The following is a 22,998-nucleotide window of genomic DNA, read 5'->3' as shown; positions in this document are numbered from 1 at the left end:
CCGTTGGCATACCATCTGCCGTACGGTTGTGATAACCATTTAAAATAATGGCGCAAATTGCGCCGTCGAGGGGCAGGCAGGGGCAGGATTGGGTCGTCACGGCTGTTGTGAGCCGGCGGACGAGCAAAAAGCATGAAGAAACGTAATTTGATTCTCGTTGCAGGCGTCATTGCCATCGCTGGCGTGGCCGCCTACGCCACCCGCTCCTCGTGGATGTTGGGTGGCGGCGCGAGCGCGCAAGCGCCGCAGCGGCCGCGTGCGGTTTCGGTCGAACTCGCCAAGGCGGAGCGGCGGTCGGTGCCGGTCGATGTCGACGCCATCGGAACCGTCACGCCGATTGCCAGCGTGGCGCTGAAGTCGCGGTTGGAGACCACGATCATCGGGGTGCATTTCGAGGACGGCGCCAGGGTCAGCGAGGGCGACCTCCTGTTCACGCTCGACGCCCGGCAAATCGACGCCCAGATCGAGCAGGCCGAGGGCGTGCTGGCCAAGGACCAGGCTCAGCTCGAGGGCGCGCAGCGCGATTTCCGCCGCTACAGCGATCTCGTCGCCAAGGGCGCCACCACCCAGGTCAATCTCGATAACGCCAAGACCCAGTCCGACATCCTGATCGGCACCATCAAGGCCGACCAGTCGGCGCTCGAGAATCTGCGGGTCCAGAAGAGCTACACCACGATCCGCGCACCGTTTGCCGGCCGCATCAGCGCCGCCAATGTGAAGGTCGGCAATTTCGTGCGTCCCGCCGACACCCAGCCGCTCGCCACCATCAACCAGATGGCACCGGTCTACGTCACCTTCGCGATCCCGCAGCGTGTGCTTGTCGACCTCCGCGACGCCATGGCGAAGGGCGATTCCAGGGTGATCGCGACCATCCCCGGGCACAAGCGCTCGGAAGAGGGCAAGGTGGCGATGGTCGAGAACACCGTGGATTCGACCACCGGCATGGTCACCGTGCGCGGCATCATGGACAATGCGAGCGAAACCCTGTGGCCGGGCATCCTGGTCCAGACCAAGCTGATCATCCGTAACGAGGACGCCGTGGTGGTGCCGACGGTGGCGGTCCAGCGCAGCCAGAACGGCAACTATGTCTTCGCGGTGAGGAATGGCACGGCCAACGTCATCCCGGTCAAAGTTGACCGCACCTTCGGCGGGTTCTCTGTCATCTCCGAAGGGCTTTCCGGCGGCGAGGATGTCGTCGTCGATGGCCAACTGCTGTTGTCGGATGGAACGCGGGCCGAGCCGCGCGCCCGCAAGGCCGGGGCTTAGATAGCGATGTCGCTGCCCGAACTCTGCATCCGACGGCCGGTGATGACGACGCTGATCACCGCGTCGATCATCGCCTTTGGCATCTTCGGCTTCCGCCTGTTGCCGGTCTCGGCGCTGCCGAAAGTGGATTTCCCGACCATCGCCGTGACCGCGACGCTGCCGGGCGCGAGCGCCGACACCATGGCGGCCTCGGTCGCCGGCATCATCGAGCGGCAGCTCTCGACGATATCAGGCATCTCCTCGATGTCCTCGAACTCCTCGCAGGGCACGAGCGTCATCACCATCCAGTTCGATCTCAACCGCAACATCGATGCCGCGGCGCTCGACGTGCAGACCGCGCTGACGATCGCGCAGCGCCGGCTGCCGATCGAGATGACGACACCACCGAGCTTCCGCAAGGTGAACCCTGCCGACTTCCCGGTTCTCTTCATTTCGCTGAATTCGGCGACACTGCCACTCTCGACCGTCAATGAGTATGGCGACATCACCGTCGGCCAGGCGCTGTCGCAGCTTCCTGGCGTCGCCCAGGTCCTGATCTACGGCGCGCAGAAATTCGCGATCCGGGTCCAGGCCGACCCCGTCGCCGCGGCGGCGCGCGGGGTGTCGCTCGATGACATCAGGACCGCGGTGTCGCGCGCCAATTCCTCGACGCCGGTCGGAACGCTCAACGGGCCGAAGCAGGACGTCGCGCTGCAAGCCTCCGGCCAGATGGACAAGGCAGCCGACTACCACCAGATCTATGTCGCCTGGCGTAACGGTTCTCCGGTCAGGCTCGACGAGATCGCAAAGGTCTATGACAGCGTCGAGAACGACAAGATCGCAACCTGGCTGAACGACAAGCGCGCGATCGTGCTCGCGATCCAGAAGCAGCCCGACGCGAACACGGTTGCGGTGGTCGACTCCGTACTGGCGAAGCTGCCGGGGCTGCGCGCCTCGATCCCGCCGTCGGTGAACATGCAGGTGATGATGGACCGCTCGGTGTCGATCCGGCAGTCGGTCAATGACGTCGAGGAAACCCTGATGATCGCGATCGCGCTGGTCATCCTGGTGATCTTCCTGTTCCTGCGGTCGCTGTGGGCCACGGTCATTCCGGCGCTCGCGGTTCCAATCTCGCTGCTCGGCACCTTCGCGGCGATGTATGCGCTGGATTACTCCGTCAACAACATGACGCTGCTGGCGTTGACATTGTCAGTCGGCTTTGTGGTCGACGACGCCATCGTCATGCTGGAAAACATCGTCCGCCACATCGAGCGCGGCATGCGACCGTTCGAGGCGGCACTGAAGGGCGCGCGCGAGATCGGCTTCACGATCATCTCGATCACCTTCTCGCTGATCGCCGTGTTCATCCCGGTGCTCCTGATGGGCGGAATCGTCGGCCGCGTGTTCCGCGAATTCGCGGTGACGATCTCGGTCGCGATCCTTGTGTCCGGCTTCGTCTCGCTGACGTTGACGCCGATGCTGTGCGCGCGGGTCCTGCGCTCCCATGACGAGACCAAGCGTCCGAACGTCGTGCTCCGGGCGTTCGAGGCGGTATTCGATTCCTGGCTGCGGGCTTACGAATGGGCGCTGGACTGGGTGCTGGCGAAGAAAGCACTGATGCTCTTCGTCACGCTGGCGACGTTGGCGGGCACGATCTACCTATACATGATCGTGCCGAAAGGGTTCTTCCCGCAAGAGGACACCGGCTTCCTGATCGGCGTCACGGAGGCCGCGACCGACACCTCGTTCGAAGCGATGAAGGTGCGCCAGCAAGCGCTGGTCGATGTGCTCCGGACTGACCCTGCGGTCGACTACGTCAACTCGACCGTCGGCTCGGGCGGCCCCAATCCGACCGCCAATTACGGCCGCCTGTTCATCGCGCTGAAGCCGCAGAAGGAGCGTGACAACGCCGCCGTCGTGATCGGGCGGCTGCGCCAGAAGGCGCGCGCCATCCCGGGGGTGCAGGCGTTCTTCCAGAGCGTCCAGAACCTCAACATCGGCGGCCGCGTCTCCAAGAGCCAATATCAATATGTGCTGCAGAGCGGCGATACCGAGTCGCTGTACCGGATTGCACCTGACATGCGCGACAAGATCGAGAAGATCCCGGGCCTGCTCGACGTCACCACCGATCTCTACATCAAGAATCCGCAGATGACGGTCGACATCGACCGCGAGAAGGCCGCGGTCTATGGCGTCACCGTCGATCAGGTGCGCAACCAGCTCTACAACGCCTATGGCGCGCGCCAGGTCGGCACCATCTACATGCCCTCCAACGACTACCAGATCATCCTGGAGGTGCAGCCGGAGTTCCGGGTCGATCCGTCCAATCTGTCCAAGCTCTACATGAAGACCGGAACCGGCCAGACCATTCCGCTGGATGCCGTCGCACGGCTGGTGCCTTCGGTCGGGCCGCTGCAGATCAACCATCAGGGCCAGCAGCCGGCGGTGACGATCTCCTTCAACCTCGCGCCCGGCTCTTCGCTGGGCTATGCGGTCGACCAGATCACGACGCTGGAGCAGAGCTCCAATCTACCGGCGACGATCGCGACCGGATTCTCCGGCACCGCGCAGGTGTTCCAGGATTCGCTGCGCGGGCAGGGCGTCCTGATCCTCGCCGCGGTGTTCGCGGCGTTCGTGATCCTCGGCATTCTCTACGAGAGCTTCATCCATCCGATCACGATCATCTCCGGCCTGCCGTCGGCGGGCATCGGCGCAATCCTCACCTTGATGCTGTTCAACATGGAGCTGTCGGTGATCGCGATGATCGGCATCGTGATGCTGGTCGGCATCGTCAAGAAGAATGCGATCATGATGGTCGACTTCGCGCTTGAGCGTCGTCGCGTCGGCCTGAGCGCCGAACACGCGATCCGTGAAGCCGCGCTGCTGCGCTTCCGCCCGATCATGATGACGACGTTCGCCGCGATCTTCGGCACGCTGCCGATCGCGCTCGGCGCGGGCGCCGGCGCCGAGCTGCGCCAGCCGCTCGGCGTGGCCGTGGTCGGTGGACTCTGCGTCTCGCAGCTCTTGACGCTGTTCATCACGCCGGTGATCTACATCTATCTCGACCGCGTCGACCGTCGGCTGCGCCGCCGGCTCGAGCCGCAGCTCGAGGAAAGCGGCGAGGATCGGCCGCACGTGGCGGCCGCGGAGTGATGATGCGTTCCTGTGCAATGTGGGCGGCGGGATTTGCCGCCGCCCTGTGGCTGGCAACGATCGGCGCGCCCGCACGCGCGGCCGAGCCGATCGAGATCTTCGACGCGCATCTGCATTACAATTGGGAGCCGACACCGACCTACAAGCTCGAAGAAGTGCTGGCGCTGTTCAGGAAGCACCGCATCACCGGCATCATCGCCACCAGCCGTCCCAATACCGGGACCCATGCGCTGGTCGAGGCCAAGGCGGAAGGCCTCGAGGTGGTGCCGTTCATCCGGCCTTACCGCGTACGTGCCGATATCCAGACCTGGTTTGGCGATCCTGCGATCTTCGATCTCGTGCAGGAGGAGTTCAAGCGCGGGTACTATCGCGGCATCGGCGAATTTCATTTGTCGGGCAAGGCTGCGGATACCGAATGGGTAAAGAAGACCGTCGATTTCGCCGTCGACCATGACCTCTATTTGCATGCGCATGCCGATCAGGAAGCCGTCGAGATCCTGATGCGGCACAACCCGCGCGCCAGGATCATCTGGGCGCATACCGGCTTCGGCCTGGCGACCGATCGCGTCGCGGCGATGCTCGAAAAATATCCGAACCTCTGGGGCGAGTTGTCCTATCGCGGCGGCATCGTCGACGGGGCAGGGAAGCTGACGGCCGAATGGCGCGCGCTGTTCGAGCGCTATCCCGACCGCTTCCTGCTCGGCTCCGACACCTGGGTGCCGGAACGCTGGGCGAGCTATGGCGACATCATGGCCGGCTATCGGGCCTGGCTCGATCAGCTACCGTCGGATGTTGCCGCCAAGATCGCGCACCGCAATGCGCGGGCGTTATTCGCCAGCCGCTGATCGCCCCGAATTCCGCTAAAGCGCGATGAGTTGGGTTGAATCGTCATCGCGCTTTAGCTCTTTGTTTGAGCATGATCTGTTCGGAAAACCGCTTCACACTTTTCCGGATCATGCTCTACGGCAACATCGGCTTGGGATCCGGCGCGATCAGGAGGTCTTCCGGATCGAACTGCAGCTTCATCGAGTCGCCGTTGATGATGTAGGCGTCGTGCATGTTGCCCTTCTCGCCGTCCGGCAACCTGAGCGAGTCGTCGCGATGAACCGGGTCGTCGCGGATCCAGTTGTCGAACTGGCCGAGGCCGGCATGGCCCTCGGCAAAATAGGCCACCAGGCGGCGGAAAAGCTTGGGCCACATTGCCAGTTCTTGCAGCTTGGCGAGATTGCGTATCGAGGAGGCCTTGGTCACGCTGACGTCCTCGACTGCAAAGAGCCCGGCCTTGTCCGCCCGAGCCGTACCGATCACATCACGCAGATGCCTCACCAGGGAAAGCGGCATCGTGTCGTAGGGCTCGACATAGGCCAGTCCTGCCGTAACGAGCTTTGCGTTCACACTTCGATCCAGCAGTTCCGAATCGACAAATATGTGCTCGCCGTCCGCCTGTTCGATGGACCCTGGATAGACCAGTCCGAGAAGCCGCCCGTTCGCTTCGATGCCGTTGGCGATCACGAAGCCCGGCATTGAATCGCTATTGGCGGACTCGACGTTGTTCGGCATGTCATCGAAAAATTTGACGTCGCGGAAACCGAGCAGGCGCAAATTCTCATCGCGTGCCGCATCCGCAAAACCTATTTGCTGGTGCGTGCCCTCGAAGTGAGTTTCCAGCGTGTCGATGCCCTCGTATCGCACCGGGATATTGCCGCGGGCGTTGATGTTGGGACCTCGGCCCGAAAGTCGGGGCAGGTTACGGACCAATGCGACGTTGTCGGCGTGAAATGTCGTCGTGTCGCCGTCAGGCTGCGGTCCTTGCCGGGGTTTGTCCGGATAACGGATCCAGAAATTGCCTTTGATGAGGGTGTATCTCGACTTCGCGGTTGCTGCCATGGACGGCTCCCTCACTGAGAGATTGCGACAACGAAACGAATTTTACCAGAGATAGCAATGCAGGCAATATTCAATATAGGGTAGTAGCATGGACCAACCCCAAAACCGCCGGAAAAGAGCGTTCGAATTGATTAGCCGCATTTGACGCAAGGCGTATGACGCCGAGCGCCACGAAGCTGTCCGTCGGGGAGATCTTGCTGGCGGTCTTCTGGAAGAACTGGCCTGACGCGGCAGCTCAACCCGCGTTAGATCGAGAAGCTGGTGCCGCAGCCGCAGGACGCGGTCGCGTTGGGATTGACCACGCGGAACGACGCGCCGATCAAATCGTCGACAAAATCGACCTCGGACCCTGTCAGGAACGGCACGGAGGCCGAATCGACCAGCACCACCGCGTCCTCACGGGAGATCACGAGATCGTCTTCCGCCTTGGCGCGGTCGACGTCGAACTTGTACTGGAAACCGGAGCAGCCGCCGCCCTCGACCGATATGCGCAGCATCGCACCGTCACCCTCATTCTTGAGGATTTGCCCGATCCGGCGGGCGGCCCGCTCGGTGATGGTGACAGAATCAGTCATGGCAAGCTCCGAAGCCTCATTTGAGCATGATCTCCGCGCAAACGCTCCGCGTTTGTCGCGAGGGAAAACCGGTATCCATTTTTCCGGATCATCCTCGCAGGGTCATACCCATTTCATTTGGTATCCCACGCTCACCATAGTTAAGTGCGGAAGGAAGCGGAATCAAATGGATAAGGACTAAAAAACCGTGTCGGTCGGTATGGCTGCTCCCCGCGCCCCCTATGCCTGCGACCCCGATCGCAGCCGCGGGCGGCTGTTCGCGGAGGCCCCGAGCAAGACCCGCAGCGCCTTCCGCCGGGATTGCGACCGGGTGATCCATTCCACCGCGTTCCGACGGCTGAAGTACAAGACTCAGGTATTCGTGTTCCACGAGGGCGACCACTACCGCACGCGGCTGACCCATTCGCTCGAAGTGGCGCAAATCGCCCGCGCGCTGGCCCGCCAACTCGGGCTGGACGAGGACCTGACGGAGACCTTGGCGCTCGCGCACGACCTTGGACACCCGCCGTTCGGCCATGCCGGCGAGCGGGCGCTGGACAAGTGCCTGAAGCCCCATGGCGGCTTTGATCACAATGCACAGACGCTGCGTGTGGTCACCGCACTGGAGCACCGCTATCCCGAATTCAGCGGGCTTAATCTCACCTGGGAATCGCTAGAGGGCATCGTCAAGCACAACGGTCCCCTGACCGAGCGTGGCGGTGCGCCGGCCGGGCGCTACCGCGAGACCGGCGGCATTCCCATCGGCATTTTCGAGTACAACAAGACCTATGATCTGGAGCTGTGGAGCTTTGCGTCGCTCGAAGCCCAGGTCGCAGCTTTCGCCGACGACATCGCCTACGATGCCCACGATATCGACGACGGCTTGCGCGCGGGGCTGTTCAAGGTCGACGAGCTCAAGGTGATGCCGCTGACCGCGGAAATCATCGCGGAAATCGACCGACACTATCCCGGTCTGGACGAAGTCCGGCGCGGCGCGGAACTGGTGCGCGAATTGATCTCGCATTTCATCAGCGCGGTGTTTGCCGAGGCGAGCCGGCGGCTTGACGCAGCACAGCCGCAATCCGCCCACGATGTGCGCCGTCACAATGGGCCGCTGATCGCGTTTCCGCCGGCCGTTGCCCAGGAGGAGGCCGAGATCAAGGCCTTCCTCTGGCAGCGGATGTACCGCCACCAACGGGTGATGCGGGTGATGGACGATGCCGAACAGATCGTGTTCGACCTGTTCGCGCGCTACCGGGAATCCCCCGGCGACCTCCCCCCCGAATGGGTGGAGGGCAGGGAGACGGAGACCGAGGCGGAACGCGCCCGGCGGATCGGTAATTTCATTGCCGGGATGACCGACCGCTACGCCCTGATCGAGCACAACAGGCTTTTTGACTCGACCCCGGATTTGCGTTAGGCGGCGCCCATGGCCGAAAAACCAGCTTCTCCGCATCTTTTTGCCGATGTGCTCGCGCGCGTGCACGCGATTTGCGCCGTGCTCGCGGCCGAGGACAATTGGCCTGATGGCATCGACTTCTCCCGGGTGGTGGTCGAGCCGCCGCGCGAGGCCAGCCACGGCGACATGGCGACCAACGCCGCGATGGTGCTCGCCAAGGAAGCCAAGTCCAAGCCGCGCGATCTCGCCGAGAAGATCGCAGCCAAACTGCGCGCGGACGAACTCGTGACCTCCGTCGAGGTCGCTGGCCCCGGATTCATCAACCTGACTCTCAAGCCAGGGGTTTGGACGGACGCGCTGCGCAGCGTGCTGTGCGAGGGCGCCGGCTACGGGCGAAGCGCGGTCGGGGGCAATGAAAAGGTTGATGTCGAGTATGTCTCGGCCAATCCGACCGGGCCGATGCATGTCGGCCATTGCCGCGGCGCGGTGTTCGGCGACGCGCTGTGCAGCCTGCTGCGGTTCGCAGGGTTCGACGTCACGCGCGAATACTACATCAACGACGCCGGCGCCCAGGTCGACGTGCTCGCGCGCTCGGCCTATCTCCGCTACCGCGAGGCGCTGGGCGAGGACATCGGTGCCATTCCGGAGGGGCTTTATCCCGGCGACTATCTGAAGCCGGTGGGGCAGGCGCTTGCCAAGGAATACGGCGACAAGCTGCTTTCGATGCGCGAGGCCGCCTGGTTGCCGATCGTGCGCGACAAGGCGATCGCGATGATGATGGCCGAGATCAAGGACGATCTCGCCGCGCTCAACATCAAGCACGACGTGTTCTTCTCCGAGCGCTCGCTGATCGACACCGGCAACAACAAGGTCGCCGAGACCATCGATTTCCTGCGTGACAAAGGCGACATTTACGAGGGACGTCTGCCGCCGCCGAAAGGCAAGCCGGTCGAGGACTACGAAGACCGCGAGCAGACGCTGTTTCGCGCCACCGCCTATGGCGACGATGTCGATCGTCCGCTGATCAAGTCGGACGGCTCCTATACCTATTTCGCCTCCGACATCGCCAACCATCGCAACAAGTTCGAGCGCGGTTTTAACAATCTGATCGACGTGTTCGGCGCCGACCATGGCGGCTACGTCAAGCGCATGCAGGCCGCGGTGAAGGCCGTGAGCGCCGGCAAGGCGGAGCTCGACGTGAAGATCGTGCAGCTCGTCCGCCTGCTGCGCAACGGCGAACCGGTGAAGATGTCGAAGCGCGCCGGCGAGTTCGTGACGCTGCGCGAAGTCGTCGATGAGGTCGGCTCGGACGCGGTGCGCTTCATGATGCTGTTCCGCAAGAACGACGCGGTGCTCGATTTCGATCTCGCCAAAGTGATCGAGCAGACCAAGGACAATGCCGTGTTCTATGTCCAGTACGGACACGCGCGCGGCCATTCGGTCTTCCGCAACGCGCGGCAGCAGGGGGTTTTACCCGACCTGCCGGAGGAGGACGGCGCGCGGCGGGAATATCTTGCTGGGGCAGCGTTGGAACGGCTGTCCGATCCGTCCGAGCTCAGCCTGCTCAAGCAGTTGGCGCTCTATCCGCGCATGATCGAGGCTGCGGCCGTCGCCCATGAGCCGCACCGAATCGCTTTTTATCTGTATGATTTGGCCAGCGAATTTCACGCGCTGTGGAACAAAGGGGGCGATTTGCCCTATTTACGCTTCATTATCAATAATGATGCAGAGATCACAAGGGCGCGACTGGCAATGGTCCAGGGCGTCGTCTCGGTTCTGGCATCGGGCTTAGCGGTTCTAGGCGTCCAAGCCCCAACCGAGATGCGGTAGCAAGGGCGAAGCCTCTCGCGATGGGGGTCGTGGGGGTATTTGGCAGGGACCAACTCGTTCGTACCAGGAAGTTGCTGGCGACTTGGCGCTGTCCCCAAGGGGATGCATGATCACGATGGCTGATCGATATCAAAACCGACCTTTTCCCTCCGACCACGACTATGATCGCGGCGCCAATGCCGCCGGTCGGGCCGAAAACGACCCTCTGGCCGAACTGGCGCGGCTGATCGGACAGACCGATCCGTTTGCCGCCACTCCGCCCAAGCCGCCGCAACCGGCGCCGCATCCGCTGCAGTCGCGGGCCAATGTCCGCCCGCAGGCCTATCAGCGGCAGCCTGAAGAGGAGGAGGTGGACCTGCCGGCCGGCCCGCCGCCCTGGATGCAGCGCACCCGCCACGAGGTCGCGCCACCCCAGCAGTATGCTGCGCCGTCGCAGGACTATCCATCGCAGGACTATGAAGAGCAGCCGGATCTGCAGCCGAGTCCCGTGCACCCGCTGCACCGCTACGCCGCGCAGCACGCGGCGGCACCGGCAGTGGAATATCGCGATGAGTTGCCGCTCGAGGAGCCGGCGCAGGAGCCCGATCCGTCGCGCTACGACGATGCGCTTTACGGCCAGATCGAAACCGGCGAGCAAGATTTTCAGCGCGAGGCGGCGTACCCAGACGATCCCTACGCCTATCAGAATGCCGCTTACGAGGACGAGGAACCTCCGCCGCGCAAGCGCACCAGCGGACTGATGACGGTCGGGGCTGTCCTCGCGCTCGCGGTGGTGGGCACGGGTGCTGCCTTTGCCTACCGGACCTATGTGGGGTCGCCCCGCAGCGGCGAGCCGCCGATCATCAAGGCCGACAACAGCCCGACCAAGGTCATGCCGGCGCAGCCGGACGGTGCCGGCAAAGCGCCGGACCGTATGGTGTCTGGCGATGGCACGGAAAAACTCATCTCGCGCGAGGAGACGCCGGTCGAGGTCACATCCAATTCCGGTCCGCGCGTGGTGTTCCCGCCGTTGAACCAGAATGCCAACCCGCCGCCGGTGGCTAGCGTAGCTCCCTCGGCACCCTCGCCGATGACCACGAGCGGCACGCTGCCGAACAACGAGCCGCGCCGGATCCGAACGCTCTCGGTCAAGGGCGATGCGGCCGATGCCGGCGTACCGGCGTCAGCGCCGCCTCCGCCGGCCAAGCAACCGCCTGCCACGCGGACTGTGTCTGCGAACCCGTCACACGGCAACCCGGCCTCCGCCAATGCCAGCGCCAACACACCGCTGTCGCTGGCGCCTGGAGCTCCGCAGCCTGATCCGGCGCCGACCCGGGTCGCTTCGACCAACCCCACGGCGAGCGTCAGCAGTGGGGGCGGAGGCTATGTGGTCCAGGTCTCCTCGCAGCGGAACGAGGCGGATGCGCAGGCCTCCTACAAGGCGCTGCAGGGCAAGTATCCAAGCGTGCTTGGTTCGCAGTCGCTGGTCGTGAAGCGCGTCGATCTCGGCGAGAAGGGGGTATATTATCGGGCCTTCGCCGGTCCGTTCAGCTCCCTGGATCAGGCGACGCAGGTTTGCAGCAGCCTGAAGGCTGCCGGCGGGCCGCAGTGCCTCATCCAAAGAAATTAACGGCGGTTTCCTTGACGCTCAGGATACATGCGGCCTAATCGGCCGCATGGGTAGCCGCGCATTCATAACGGGCGTAGCTGGATTGGAGCTGACCGATGCCGAGCGCGAATTCATTCGCGCCGAGCGGCCATGGGGCTTCATCCTGTTCAAGCGCAACGTTGACACTCCGGATCAAGTGTCTGCACTTGTTCGTGAATGTCGCTCGATCGCAGGCCAACCCGACGCGCCCGTCCTGATCGATCAGGAGGGGGGGCGGGTGCAGCGGCTTGGACCGCCGCACTGGCCCGCCTATCCCGCCGGGGCGGTGTTCAGCGCGCTGTATGATCGTGATTCGCAGCTCGGGCTGACCGCGGCACGGCTCAGCGCGCGGCTTATCGCTGCCGATTTGGCGGATCTCGGGATCACCGTCGACTGCCTGCCGTTGGCGGACGTGCCGGTTGAGGGCGCCGACGCCGTGATCGGCAACCGAGCCTATGGAACCGATCCGGCCAAGGTGGCTGCCGTCGCGCGTGCCGTCACGAACGGGTTGGAGCAGGGTGGCATTTTACCGGTGCTGAAACATATACCTGGTCATGGGCGGGCCACGGCGGACACCCATTTCCGGCTGCCGACCGTTGATACACCTAGGCCCGAGCTGGAACGGACCGACTTTGCGGCGTTCCGGCCGCTTGCGGACCTGCCGATGGCGATGACTGCACATGTTGTGTTTAGCGCACTGGACCCCGCCCAACCGGCGACGACTTCTGCGACAATCATCCAACAGGTGATTCGCAACAGTATCGGGTTCCGGGGTTTGTTAATGAGTGATGACGTGTCCATGAATGCGCTCTCGGGATCGATCGCCGATCGAACCCGGGCGATCATCAGCGCAGGCTGCGACATGGTCCTGCACTGCAACGGCAAGCTCGACGAGATGCGCGAAGTTGCGCGCGAAACGCCGGAGCTGACCGGAGAGGCGCTGGAGCGCGCCAAGCGCGCGCTGGCAGCGCGAAAACCGCCGCTTCCGTTCGACCGGACGGCGGCACGGGCCGAACTGGATGCCTTGATAGGACAAGTAGGTACGGCATGACCGCGGAAATTCTGTCGTTTGAGACCGGCCGGCCGGCGGAAATCGGCGAGGACGAGCCGGCGCTGGTGGTCGACGTCGGCGGCTATGAAGGTCCGCTCGACCTCCTGCTCACGCTCGCGCGGCAACAGAAGGTCGACCTGTCCAAGATCTCCATCCTGGCGCTCGCCGATCAGTACCTGCAGTTCATCGAGGCAGCGCGGAAGATCCGGCTGGAGCTTGCCGCCGATTATCTTGTCATGGCGGCGTGGCTCGCCTTCCTGAAATCGCGACTGTTGTTGCCGGAGCCGCCGGCGGCGGAAGGGCCGACCGCCGAGGAGATGGCGACCGCGCTCGCCAACCGGCTGCGGCGGCTCGAGGCGATCCGGGAAGCGGCGAACCGGCTGATGAACCGGCCGCAGTTTCAGCGCGATATCTTTCCGCGCGGCAATCCGGAATCCATCGCTGAGATCAAGCATCCGAAATTCACAGCGACGCTCTACGACCTGCTCACGGCTTACGCCGTGCAGCGCCAGCAGCGGGTGCTGGCCAGCGTGCATCTGGCGAAACGCACGGTGTGGTCGCTCGCCGAGGCGCGGGCCTCGCTGGAACGGCTTGTCGGCGCCGCCGATACCGAGCACTGGAGCTGCCTCGATGAATATCTGACGAGCTACGTCGTCGAACCGTCGCAGCGGGCAACCGTGTTCGCATCGAGTTTCGCCGCCGCATTGGAGTTGGTGCGGGAAGGCGAGATGGAGCTGAACCAGAGCCGAGCCTTTGCGCCGCTCTATTTTCGAAAGCGTTTGCCGCAAGTGACCGGTGCCACCGCGCCGGACCTTACGGCCGAGTAAGTGGAAGAAGGAGACCGAGCCATGGCAAGCCTGGCGGAAAAGCGCATGGAAGATGCCGAGGAGCATGTCACCGATCCGCAGGCGCGGCCCGAGGAATTGCGGCTGCTGGAAGCCCTGCTGTTCGCCTCCGCCGAGCCGATCGACCAGGCCGCTCTGGCCAAGCGCATGCCCGAGGGCGTCGACGTCAAGGCCGCGCTGGCGCAACTGCAGGCGGAGTATGCCCCGCGCGGGGTGAATCTCGTCCGGGTTGCCAACAAATGGACGTTCCGCACCGCCGGCGATCTCGCCTGGCTGATGACGCGCGAAACCACGGAGACGAAAAAACTGTCGCGCGCGGCGATCGAGGTGTTGGCGATCATCGCCTATCACCAGCCGGTAACCCGCGCCGAGGTCGAGGAGATCCGCGGCGTGGTTACTTCCAAGGGCACCCTCGACGTGCTCCTGGAAACCGGCTGGATCCGGCCACGCGGGCGCCGCAAGACGCCGGGACGGCCGCTGACTTTCGGCACGACGGAAGCGTTCCTCTCGCAGTTCAGCCTGGAGGCGCTCGGCGACCTGCCGGGTCTCGACGAACTGAAGGGAACCGGCCTGTTGGATTCGCGCCTGCCTTCGGGCTTCAATGTCCCGACGCCGTCAGACGATCCGACGCTTCGCGAGGATGAGGATCCGCTCGAACCCGGCGACAATCTGGAACTGTTCCTCGCGCCGGTCGCCGAGCCTGAAGAGGGTGGCGGCAAGGATTCAGCCTGACCTGCGCAGCCGGAACGCCGTAGGTTAACGGTAGCAATATTGCGTAGCCGCGACAGCGTTTTGCCGCGGCTTAAGTCCTTGTTTTTGACACCCCGCGGGCCTACCTTCCGCTCAAAGCTTAGGCCGGTGCGCCGGTCACCTCTGGAGGGTTTGCAGGATGGGTTCTCTTAGCATTTGGCACTGGATCGTCGTGATCGCAGTGGTCCTGCTGCTGTTTGGCCGCGGCAAGATTTCCGACCTGATGGGTGATGTCGCGCAAGGCATCAAGGCCTTCAAGAAGGGCATGCAGGACGATGACAAGACTGCAGAAAAGCCCGCCGAGCCGGTGAAGACCATCGATCACAACGCGGCACCATCGGCGGCACGGTCGGACGTCGGCAGCAAGGCCGTCTAGGTCAGACGTTCCATTGAGAAAAGACGCGCGCGGCCTCAAATCCTGTTACAAGGAATGGGGTTGTTTGCGCGTGAGCGGAAGCTTTCATGTTCGACATCGGGTGGAGTGAACTGGTCGTCATCGCGGTCGTCGCGCTGATTGCCATCGGCCCGAAAGAACTCCCCGGTGTACTGCGGATGGTGGGCCAGTGGATGGGCAAGGCGCGCCGGATGGCCGCCGAATTCCAGGGCCAGTTCCAGGAAGCCATGCGCGAGGCCGAGATGGCCGAGCTCAAGAAGGGCTTTGACGAGGTCAGGGAAGCCGCCACGGGCATTACCAGCGGCAATGTCATGACGTCGCTGCAGAAGGACGTCAACGACGCCCTGCAGATCGGCGACATCGAGAAGCCTGCGGAGGCCAAGCCTGGCGATGCGCCGGCCGCCCTGACGCCGCCGACCCCGGCGAGCGATACGCCGGTCGTGCCAACGACGCCGGCCACACCTACGCCGGAGACCTTTGTCGAGGCGGAGGCGCACGCGGCGGCGAACGAGCCGCTCGCGATCGTCAAAGAGGCGCCGCAGGACGCGCCTGAGGTGCCCGACGTGCAAAAGAGCGCCAAAGCGTCATGAGCGCCGAAGACATCGAAGCCAGCAAGGCGCCCTTGATGGACCACTTGATCGAGCTGCGCTCGCGGCTGATCAAGGCGCTGCTCGGCTTCGGCGTGGCCTTCATCTTCTGCTTCTTCTTCGCCAAGCAGATCTACAACGTGCTGGTGTGGCCGTTCGTCTGGGTCGCGGGGCCCGAGAATTCGAAATTCATCTACACCGCGTTGCTGGAATACTTCATCACTCAGCTCAAGCTTGCGCTGTTCGGCGCCGGCTTCATCTCGTTCCCGATCGTCGCAACCCAGATCTACAAGTTCGTGGCGCCCGGGCTCTATCGGCACGAGCGCAACGCGTTTCTGCCATACCTGATCGCAACCCCGGTGTTCTTCGTGGCCGGCGCGATGCTGGTCTATTTCGTGGTGCTGCCGATGCTGGTCCGGTTTTCGCTCGGCATGCAGCAGATGGGCGGCGAGGAGACGGCACAGATTCAGCTCCTGCCGAAGGTCGGCGAATATCTGTCGCTGATGATGTCGCTGATCTTCGCCTTCGGCATCGCGTTCCAGCTTCCGGTGATCCTGACGCTGCTCGGCCGCATCGGCATCGTGACCTCGCAGATGCTGCGCGAGAAGCGGCGCTATTTCATCGTCATCGCTTTCATCATTGCCGCGGTCCTGACCCCGCCGGACGTGCTGAGCCAGGCCTCGCTCGCGATCCCCCTGCTGGCGCTCTACGAGGGCGCTATCATCGCGGTGCGCGTGGTGGAAAGGAAGGCGGCCGCCGCCCGAACCTCGACCGGCGGCACGCCCGGCGCCACCAATCCGGCGGAGTAGGGGCGTCTCCCACACCGCGGTCATGCCCCGCGCAGGCGGGGGTATCCAGTAAGCGACGGCCCATCGACTTGTCACTGCGGCCTCTGGAATACTGGATCACCCGCTTTCGCTGACGATGACGGTCGTGGTACTGGAAACGCGCCGTTGACAGTCAACGTTACGCGCTGACGATCTACGTTGCTAAGTCCCAGGAATCCGTCATGCACGACATCAAAGCGATCCGCGACAATCCCGAAGTTTTCGACGCCGGAATGAGCCGGCGCGGGTTTGCGCCGCTGTCGCCGTCGCTGCTTGCGATCGACGAGAAACGCCGTGCGGCCATTCTGGCGTCCGAGCAGGCGCAGGCGCGGCGCAATGCGGCGTCCAAGGAGATCGGCGAGGCCAAGAAAGCCAAAGACGAGGCGCGCGCGGCGAAGCTGATGGCTGAGGTCGCCGAGCTCAAGGTCTCGCTGCCTGAGCTCGAGAGCGCCGCGAAGGTGGCCGACGAGGAGCTGAACACGCACCTCGCCGCGCTTCCGAATCTGCCTGCACAGGACGTACCCGACGGCGTCGACGAGCACGGCAATGTGCAACACCACGTGTTCGGCGCGCCGCGGCAGTACGGCTTTGCGCCGAAGCCGCATGACGATCTCGGCGGCGCTCTCGGCTACATGGATTTCGAGACGGCCGCGAAACTGTCCGGCGCGCGCTTCGTCGTGCTGAAGAAGGGCCTGGCGCGGCTGGAGCGGGCGATCGGGCAGTTCATGCTCGACCTGCACACCAACGAGCACGGCTATACCGAAATCAATCCGCCGCTGTTGGTGCGCAACGAGGTGATGTTCGGCACCGGGCAATTGCCGAAATTCGAGGACGATCAGTTCTGGGCGATCAAGGGCGAATTGCTGACCGCGGGTGAAGAGCGGCTGAAGAGCGAACGTCTCGGACTGATCCCGACGGCCGAGGTCTCGCTGACCAATCTCGTCCGCGAATCCATTGTCGACGAAAAAGAGCTGCCGATGCGGCTGACTGCGCTGACGCCTTGCTTCCGCGCCGAAGCGGGCGCCGCCGGCCGCGATACGCGCGGCATGATCCGCCAGCACCAGTTCACGAAGGTCGAGCTGGTCTCGATCACGACGCCGGAGACCAGCCGCGACGAACATGAGCGCATGCTCGCCTGCGCCGAGGAAGTGCTGCGCCAGCTCGACCTGCATTATCGCGTGATGACGCTGTGCGCCGGCGACATGGGCTTTTCCGCGCAAAAGACCTACGACATCGAAGTCTGGATGCCGGGGCAGGGCGATGGTGGCGCCTATCGTGAAATCTCGAGCTGCTCCGTCTGCGGCGATTTCCAGGCCCGCCGGATGGACGCGCGCTATCGCGCCGGCGACGGCAAGCCGCGCTTCGTGCATACGCTGAACGGCTCCGGCACCGCCGTCGGCCGCGCACTGATCGCCGTGATGGAAAACTATCAGCAGCAGGACGGCTCGATTGCCGTTCCCGACGTGCTGCAGCCCTACATGGGCGGCTTGAAAGTGATCGAGCACGACAAGTGAACTGAACCTGCAAGATGGCGCTGCATCGCGACATCTACTGGATCGGACGGCAGTGGGCCGTCACCGGTTTCGGGATGCAGCTCATCGATCAACGGCACGGCGGAAAGTTCGATATCGAGATCGCACGGCTCTGGGACGAGGGGCTCGCGGCCGATTTGAGCGCTCAGAAATGGTTCGATCCGGTCGATTTTGGCAAAGGGCTTTGGGTCGCACGGCAGCGCCACACGAGACCACCGGCACCAAGTGAGATCGATTCGGCGCCCGAGCCACTGGCCGCTGAGACAGTCGAGATTGCAACGGCTGGAGCCATTGAGCCGCTGCCTCCGAAAACGACGGGATTTCAGCTCGGGGGCGCCGGCAGTGCCAAATTCCAGCGTCCCTGGCGAGTCCAGGTGAAGCGGTAAGAACCCGCGATCGCCGGGGTTTGCCTCTGCGGCGTTTGCCGGTTAAGACGGCCTTCAGGCGATTGTTACCAGGAATTGAACGAGGCATTTTGGACGGATGCGAATTCTCTGCACCAACGATGACGGCATCCACGCGCCCGGGTTGAAGGTCGTCGAGCAGATCGCGCGCGCTTTGTCCGACGATGTCTGGATCGTGGCGCCGGAGCTCGACCAGTCCGGCGTGTCGCATTCGCTGTCGCTGAACGATCCTTTGCGGTTGCGTGAGATCGGCCCGCGCCACTTTGCCGTCCGGGGGACGCCAACGGACTGCGTGATCATGGGCGCGCGCCATATCCTGGGTGCCAAACTGCCAGATCTCGTGCTGTCGGGCGTCAACAAGGGCCGCAACGTCGCAGAGGACGTGGTCTATTCCGGCACCATCGCCGGCGCGCTTGAGGGCACCATTCTGGGCTTGCCGTCATTTGCGCTGTCGCAGGAATTCAGCCTCGAGACCCGTGAGAAGCCGCTCTGGGACACGGCGCTGCAATTCGGCCCCGACATCGTGCGCAAGGTGATGGATGCCGGCATCCCGAAGAACACGGTGATCAATGTCAATTTTCCGGCCTGCGTGCCTGACGACGTCAAGGGCATCCGCGTCACCCGGCAGGGCAAGCGCAATCTTGGTTTCCTGAAGATCGACCAGCGGCGCGATGGCCGTGGCAATCCGTATTTCTGGATCGGTTTCGAGCGCACGGCGATGATGGACCCGCCCGCGGAAGGCACCGATCTCGCGGCGCTTGCGGCGCGCTACGTGTCGGTGACACCGCTACGGCTTGACCGCACCGATGAAGCGTTCTCGGAAACGCTGACGTCGACGCTGAAATAGGCTTCGCCGCGTTCGTTGATGCTTAGACAGGCGCGCTCTTCAGCGTGCTGTCGATCAGTTGGGCGAGCGTTTCAAGCTGGAATGGTTTCTGCAGCGCGGGGCGGTCGCGATATTCCTCCGGCAGGCCCGACGAGCCATAGCCGGTCGCGAAAATGAAGGGACGGTTGCGCGCGTTGATCAATTCGGCGACCGGCGTGATCACCTTGCCGTTGACATTGACGTCGAGGATCGCGAGGTCGAACTCGGTCGATTGCGCGAGCTTGACCGCCTCTGAAATCTCCCCGGCCTCGGCCGCTACGCTGTGACCCAGCTCTTCCAGCATGTCGGCGACCATCATCCGGATCATGACCTCGTCCTCGACGAGAAACACAGAACAGCCCTCAGGCCGTGTGGCAGTCATGACGGAATCCTTGCCTGTCCCCGCGCCACGTTCGCAAATATCTCCCGCAGGCGCAACGTAAACGTTCGCACTCACGCTCGCCTCGCAGAGCCTCGATCGTGCGTCGTTGCCGATCATATCGGGTATAAAATACTGCTCGCCCAACGCCGGGCCATGGCGATGGTTCCGGCGAGGGAACGCGATCGTGAGGAAAATTTTCCTTAACGCGGGATTTCGAATTGGAGTGGCATTAATCGGCTAGGATCGTGCGCGGCAACCGTGCCGCGGCAGCAAGCTTACGAGACCCGCTATGGCCACCACATCTGAGCCACCCGAGAAAATGATGTTTCAGCTCACGCTCAGGCGGCGCGGCATCAGCGACCAGTCGGTGCTCCGTGCGATGGAGGAGGTGCCGCGCGAGCGCTTCGTCGAGGCCCATGACCGCGAACATGCATACCGAGACAGCGCGCTCGGCATCGCCTGCGGGCAGACCATCAGCCAGCCCTTCGTGGTCGCCTACATGACCGAACAGCTCCAGCTCAAGCGGGACCACCGCGTGCTCGAGATCGGCACCGGCTCCGGCTATCAGGCCGCGGTCCTCTCGCGGCTGTGCAAGCATGTGCTGACCATCGAGCGCTACCGGACGTTGGCCGATACGGCCCGCCAGCGGCTGGAGAAGCTCGGCTACTACAATATCGAGGTCATGCTCGGCGACGGTTTTGAGGTGCCCGCCGGCGCCGGCGATTTCGACCGCATCATCGTCACCGCGGCGATGGAGCAGATTCCGGAGAAGCTTTTGCAGCGGCTCGAGGTCGGCGGCATCCTGATCGCGCCGGTCGGCCCACACCATGGTACCCAGACGCTGGTCCGCGTGACCAGGACCGAGACCGGCTTCGAGCGCAAGGAATTGGTCGACGTGCGCTTCGTGCCGGCCCTGCCGGGGGTGGCGCGGGAACTGTAGAGTTTGGGGATTGCTGCCTCGCGCCAATACCTTATTCCGAAGGTTAAGCGGTTATTTACTCGGTACGTGTTTACTCAAAACAGTATTTTGTTGCGTACGAGTGAGTAACCATGTCCGCTCTCGTTGAGTTGCTTCGCTCGCGCCGTGCGCCGCAGGTCGCGGTGCTGGCGCTGATGTCGTTCGGTTTTGCTGGGTGCAGCGCCGACATGTCGACGCGCTTCTCGCAAAACTCCTATTCCAACAACCCCTTCGCCTTCGAGCCCCAGTCGACCGGCTCGGTGCCGCAGCAGTCGGTCGAACGGCGTGAGCTGCCGCAATATGCGCGGCCGCAATCGCCCTATCCGCAGTCGCAACCCTATCAGTCCCAGCCGTTGCCGCCGCCGGTTGCTGCGCCGCAATCCTATCCGGTCTCGAACTCCGGCGTGTCCGGGGGCGGGCGAGGGGTGGCGTCCTACGCGCCGCCACAACAGCCGCCGCGCCTTGAGACGACCGGCACGGTGCCGCAGTCGGTGGCCCGCGCGCCCGCGGGCCATGGCGGCACCGCGATCATCGTCGGCACCAGCGACACGCTCGAAGTGCTGTCGAAACGCTACAACGTCTCGACCGCCGAGATCCTGCGCGCCAACGGCTACAAGGGGCCGCGTGCGCTGTCGCCGGGCCAGCAACTGATCATCCCGCGCCCGGCTGCCGTCGCGGCCGCGCCGGCACCCGCTGTGGCGCCGCCGGCGAGCAAGCCGGTCGCCGTTGCGGCAACGGCCGGCGGCTTCCACTACGTCAACAAGGGCGACACGCTGCACAGCATCGCGCGCCAGCATCACATCTCGCCGGCCGAGCTTGCGAAGGCCAACCATCTCGACCAGTCGGCCAAGCTCAGCCTCGGCATGAAATTGACCGTCCCGGGGGCCAAGACGGCCGCGGCTGCGCCCGCAGCGCCGGCGCCTGCACCCGCGCCCCTTGCCGCGCCGACCGCTCCGGCACCGAAGGTGGTCGCGGCCGCGCAGCCACAAGCCGCCCGGCTGGTCCAGCCCGCGGCGAATGTCGAAGCGCCTGCGCCGGCCGCGGAACCGGTGGCGGTCAAGCCGAGCGAGACCACCAGCTCATTGCCGACCTTCCGCTGGCCGGCCCGCGGCAAGGTGATCACCGGCTATGGCGCCAAGACCAACGGCAAGTCCAATGACGGCATCAATCTCGCGGTGCCCGAGGGCACGCCGGTAAAGGCCGCCGAGGATGGCGTGGTCGCCTATTCCGGCAACGAATTGAAGGGTTATGGCAATCTGATCCTGGTGCGGCACTCCAACGGCTACGTCACCGCATATGCCCATGCGAGTGAGCTGTTGGTGAAGCGCGGCGATACGATCAAGCGCGGCCAGGTGATTGCCAAGTCGGGCCAGTCGGGAGAGGTGAGTTCGCCGCAGCTTCACTTCGAGATCCGCAAGGGATCATCTCCCGTTGACCCGCTGCAATTCCTCAACGGCGCGTGAGGCACGGGCTGGAGCCCGCGGGACTTCTCATCACAGGGACGCTGTCATCGCCCGGCTTGACCGGGCGATCCAGTATTTGGAGACAGTCGTAGTTGAGCGGAGAGGCCGCGGCGTACTGGATTCCCCGCTTTCGCAAGGAATGACGGCTGTCAGTGCCGCGAGACTTCCCGTTATTTCGCGCTCAACTTGACCCCAAGCCGGCCGGCCAATTCCTGCGTGAACTGCCAGGCGACGCGGCCGGAGCGGGAGCCGCGGGTGGTCGACCATTCCAGCGCCTCGCGCTCCAATTCCTCGTCGCCGATCTTGATGCCGAAATGGTCGCAATAGCCTTTGACCATGGCGAGGTATTCGTCCTGGCTGCAGCGATGGAAGCCGAGCCACAGGCCGAAGCGGTCGGACAATGAGACCTTCTCCTCGACCGCTTCGCCGGGATTGATCGCAGTCGAGCGTTCGTTCTCGATCATCTCGCGCGCCAGCAAATGCCGCCGGTTGGAGGTGGCATAGAGAATGACGTTCTCAGGCCGTCCCTCGATGCCGCCTTCGAGCACCGCCTTCAGCGATTTGTAGGAGGCGTCGTTGCCGTCGAAGGAGAGGTCGTCGCAGAACACGATGAAGCGGAAATCGGAGGCGCGCAGCACTTCCATTAGCGCCGGCAGGCTTTCGATGTCCTCGCGATGGATCTCGATCAGCTTCAACCGATCGGCAGGCTTGCGATCGAGATTGATGCTGGCATGCGCGGCTTTCACCAGCGAGGATTTTCCCATGCCGCGCGCGCCCCAGAGCAGCGCGTTGTTGGCGGGCAGCCCATTGGCGAAGCGCTCGGTGTTCTCGATCAGGATGTCGCGCATCCGGTCGATGCCCTTGAGCAGGAAGATCTCGACGCGGCTGACGCGGGCGACCTGCGCGAGCCGCCCGTCCGGATGCCAGACGAAGGCGTCGGCCGCAGCAAGCTGCTCGCTTGCATCCGCGTCCGGGGCGGCGGCGGAGAGGTGGCGCGCGATCGCCTCGAGGGCGTTCGCGATCCGCTTCCCGGTATCGGCGTTGAGCTCGCTTGCCGGACCTTTTGTCGCGGTTTTGCGGGGGCCTTGGGAGGCCAGTTTAGGCATGGCGCGAGGCGCTGATTTTTTGGCTTTTTTCGACATTTGCGCAGTTCCTGACGGGGCAGCCTTTAACGGGCCTTGGCGGCTGCCGCAAGCGGCCTAAATGAGGGGCTGTTAACGTTGCAATTGGGCTGGCCGCCGCTAT

At 63.9% G+C, this 22,998-nt stretch carries 21 protein-coding genes; 17 read left to right on the top strand and 4 right to left on the bottom strand.

Features of this window, described 5'->3' with window-relative positions:
- Positions 1-132: 132 nt before the first annotated feature.
- From ACVJGD_RS07875 to ACVJGD_RS07865, 3 genes are read left to right on the top strand one after another with little or no spacing between them, the layout of a single operon-like run.
- Positions 133-1,266 (top strand): efflux RND transporter periplasmic adaptor subunit, encoded by a 1,134-nt coding sequence (locus ACVJGD_RS07875; RefSeq protein ID WP_456633821.1) that lies wholly within the window; start codon positions 133-135, stop codon positions 1,264-1,266.
- 6 nt (positions 1,267-1,272) lie between these two features.
- Entirely contained in the window at positions 1,273-4,398 is a 3,126-nt protein-coding gene (locus tag ACVJGD_RS07870; protein ID WP_456633820.1) for an efflux RND transporter permease subunit, read from the top strand.
- Positions 4,398-5,243, top strand: a complete 846-nt coding sequence (locus ACVJGD_RS07865; RefSeq protein WP_456633819.1) for an amidohydrolase family protein — start codon at positions 4,398-4,400, stop codon at positions 5,241-5,243. Before ACVJGD_RS07870 ends, ACVJGD_RS07865 begins: the two co-directional genes overlap by 1 nt.
- Before the next feature lie 115 nt (positions 5,244-5,358).
- Here ACVJGD_RS07865 and ACVJGD_RS07860 read toward each other — a convergent pair whose 3' ends face one another.
- A complete protein-coding gene (locus ACVJGD_RS07860) occupies positions 5,359-6,285 on the bottom strand; it encodes a thermonuclease family protein (protein ID WP_456633818.1) in 927 nt (308 codons plus the stop codon).
- Between the two features lie 245 nt (positions 6,286-6,530).
- The gene (gene erpA, locus ACVJGD_RS07855) at positions 6,531-6,860 is read right to left on the bottom strand and encodes an iron-sulfur cluster insertion protein ErpA (protein ID WP_456633817.1); all 330 of its coding nucleotides are present in this window, start codon (positions 6,858-6,860) and stop codon (positions 6,531-6,533) included.
- Positions 6,861-7,047: 187 nt separating this feature from the next.
- Here erpA and ACVJGD_RS07850 point away from each other — a divergent pair, with 187 nt between their 5' ends.
- The 12 genes from ACVJGD_RS07850 to surE all read left to right on the top strand — a co-directional run bounded on the left by ACVJGD_RS07850 (position 7,048) and on the right by surE (position 18,932).
- Entirely contained in the window at positions 7,048-8,259 is a 1,212-nt protein-coding gene (locus ACVJGD_RS07850) for a deoxyguanosinetriphosphate triphosphohydrolase (RefSeq protein WP_456633816.1), read from the top strand.
- A gap of 9 nt (positions 8,260-8,268) precedes the next feature.
- Positions 8,269-10,068, top strand: coding sequence for an arginine--tRNA ligase (argS, locus tag ACVJGD_RS07845; RefSeq protein WP_456633815.1), 1,800 nt, complete (start codon positions 8,269-8,271; stop codon positions 10,066-10,068).
- Between the two features lie 115 nt (positions 10,069-10,183).
- On the top strand, positions 10,184-11,677 hold the full coding sequence (locus tag ACVJGD_RS07840; RefSeq protein ID WP_456633814.1) for an SPOR domain-containing protein: 1,494 nt from the start codon (positions 10,184-10,186) through the stop codon (positions 11,675-11,677).
- Between the two features lie 46 nt (positions 11,678-11,723).
- Positions 11,724-12,746, top strand: coding sequence for a beta-N-acetylhexosaminidase (gene nagZ / locus ACVJGD_RS07835; RefSeq protein WP_456633813.1), 1,023 nt, complete (start codon positions 11,724-11,726; stop codon positions 12,744-12,746).
- On the top strand, positions 12,743-13,573 hold the full coding sequence (locus ACVJGD_RS07830) for a segregation and condensation protein A (protein ID WP_456633812.1): 831 nt from the start codon (positions 12,743-12,745) through the stop codon (positions 13,571-13,573). The genes nagZ and ACVJGD_RS07830 overlap by 4 nt, the downstream gene beginning before the upstream one ends.
- Positions 13,574-13,594: 21 nt before the next feature.
- A complete protein-coding gene (scpB, locus tag ACVJGD_RS07825) occupies positions 13,595-14,323 on the top strand; it encodes an SMC-Scp complex subunit ScpB (RefSeq protein ID WP_456633811.1) in 729 nt (242 codons plus the stop codon).
- A 157-nt stretch (positions 14,324-14,480) separates the two neighbouring features.
- Positions 14,481-14,717: a twin-arginine translocase TatA/TatE family subunit gene (locus ACVJGD_RS07820; protein ID WP_028165598.1), complete on the top strand. Its 237-nt coding sequence runs from the start codon at positions 14,481-14,483 to the stop codon at positions 14,715-14,717.
- Between the two features lie 86 nt (positions 14,718-14,803).
- Positions 14,804-15,325 (top strand): Sec-independent protein translocase protein TatB, encoded by a 522-nt coding sequence (gene tatB / locus ACVJGD_RS07815; RefSeq protein WP_456633810.1) that lies wholly within the window; start codon positions 14,804-14,806, stop codon positions 15,323-15,325.
- Complete coding sequence (gene tatC, locus ACVJGD_RS07810; RefSeq protein ID WP_456633809.1) at positions 15,322-16,131, top strand: twin-arginine translocase subunit TatC; 810 nt, start codon at positions 15,322-15,324, stop codon at positions 16,129-16,131. The genes tatB and tatC overlap by 4 nt, the downstream gene beginning before the upstream one ends.
- Positions 16,132-16,331: 200 nt before the next feature.
- The gene (gene serS, locus ACVJGD_RS07805; RefSeq protein ID WP_456633808.1) at positions 16,332-17,663 is read left to right on the top strand and encodes a serine--tRNA ligase; all 1,332 of its coding nucleotides are present in this window, start codon (positions 16,332-16,334) and stop codon (positions 17,661-17,663) included.
- 14 nt (positions 17,664-17,677) lie between these two features.
- Positions 17,678-18,067: a hypothetical protein gene (locus tag ACVJGD_RS07800; protein ID WP_456633807.1), complete on the top strand. Its 390-nt coding sequence runs from the start codon at positions 17,678-17,680 to the stop codon at positions 18,065-18,067.
- 97 nt (positions 18,068-18,164) lie between these two features.
- Complete coding sequence (surE, locus tag ACVJGD_RS07795) at positions 18,165-18,932, top strand: 5'/3'-nucleotidase SurE (RefSeq protein WP_456633806.1); 768 nt, start codon at positions 18,165-18,167, stop codon at positions 18,930-18,932.
- A gap of 22 nt (positions 18,933-18,954) precedes the next feature.
- On the opposite strand, the gene ACVJGD_RS07790 is transcribed toward surE, so the two are convergent.
- Positions 18,955-19,332, bottom strand: a complete 378-nt coding sequence (locus ACVJGD_RS07790) for a response regulator (RefSeq protein WP_225122443.1) — start codon at positions 19,330-19,332, stop codon at positions 18,955-18,957.
- A gap of 289 nt (positions 19,333-19,621) precedes the next feature.
- Between ACVJGD_RS07790 and ACVJGD_RS07785 the strand changes: the two genes are divergently transcribed.
- Together ACVJGD_RS07785 and ACVJGD_RS07780 are read left to right on the top strand one after the other, a co-directional pair.
- Complete coding sequence (locus tag ACVJGD_RS07785; RefSeq protein ID WP_456633805.1) at positions 19,622-20,272, top strand: protein-L-isoaspartate(D-aspartate) O-methyltransferase; 651 nt, start codon at positions 19,622-19,624, stop codon at positions 20,270-20,272.
- Positions 20,273-20,382: 110 nt separating this feature from the next.
- Positions 20,383-21,753 (top strand): peptidoglycan DD-metalloendopeptidase family protein, encoded by a 1,371-nt coding sequence (locus tag ACVJGD_RS07780; protein ID WP_456633804.1) that lies wholly within the window; start codon positions 20,383-20,385, stop codon positions 21,751-21,753.
- 170 nt (positions 21,754-21,923) lie between these two features.
- Here ACVJGD_RS07780 and ACVJGD_RS07775 read toward each other — a convergent pair whose 3' ends face one another.
- Positions 21,924-22,895: an ATP-binding protein gene (locus ACVJGD_RS07775; protein ID WP_456633803.1), complete on the bottom strand. Its 972-nt coding sequence runs from the start codon at positions 22,893-22,895 to the stop codon at positions 21,924-21,926.
- Positions 22,896-22,998: the final 103 nt, after the last annotated feature.

It is taken from the genome of Bradyrhizobium sp. USDA 10063 (genome assembly GCF_054063735.1).
Note: the sequence above shows the minus strand (reverse complement) of the source record. Positions and strands in the feature narration are given on the sequence as shown.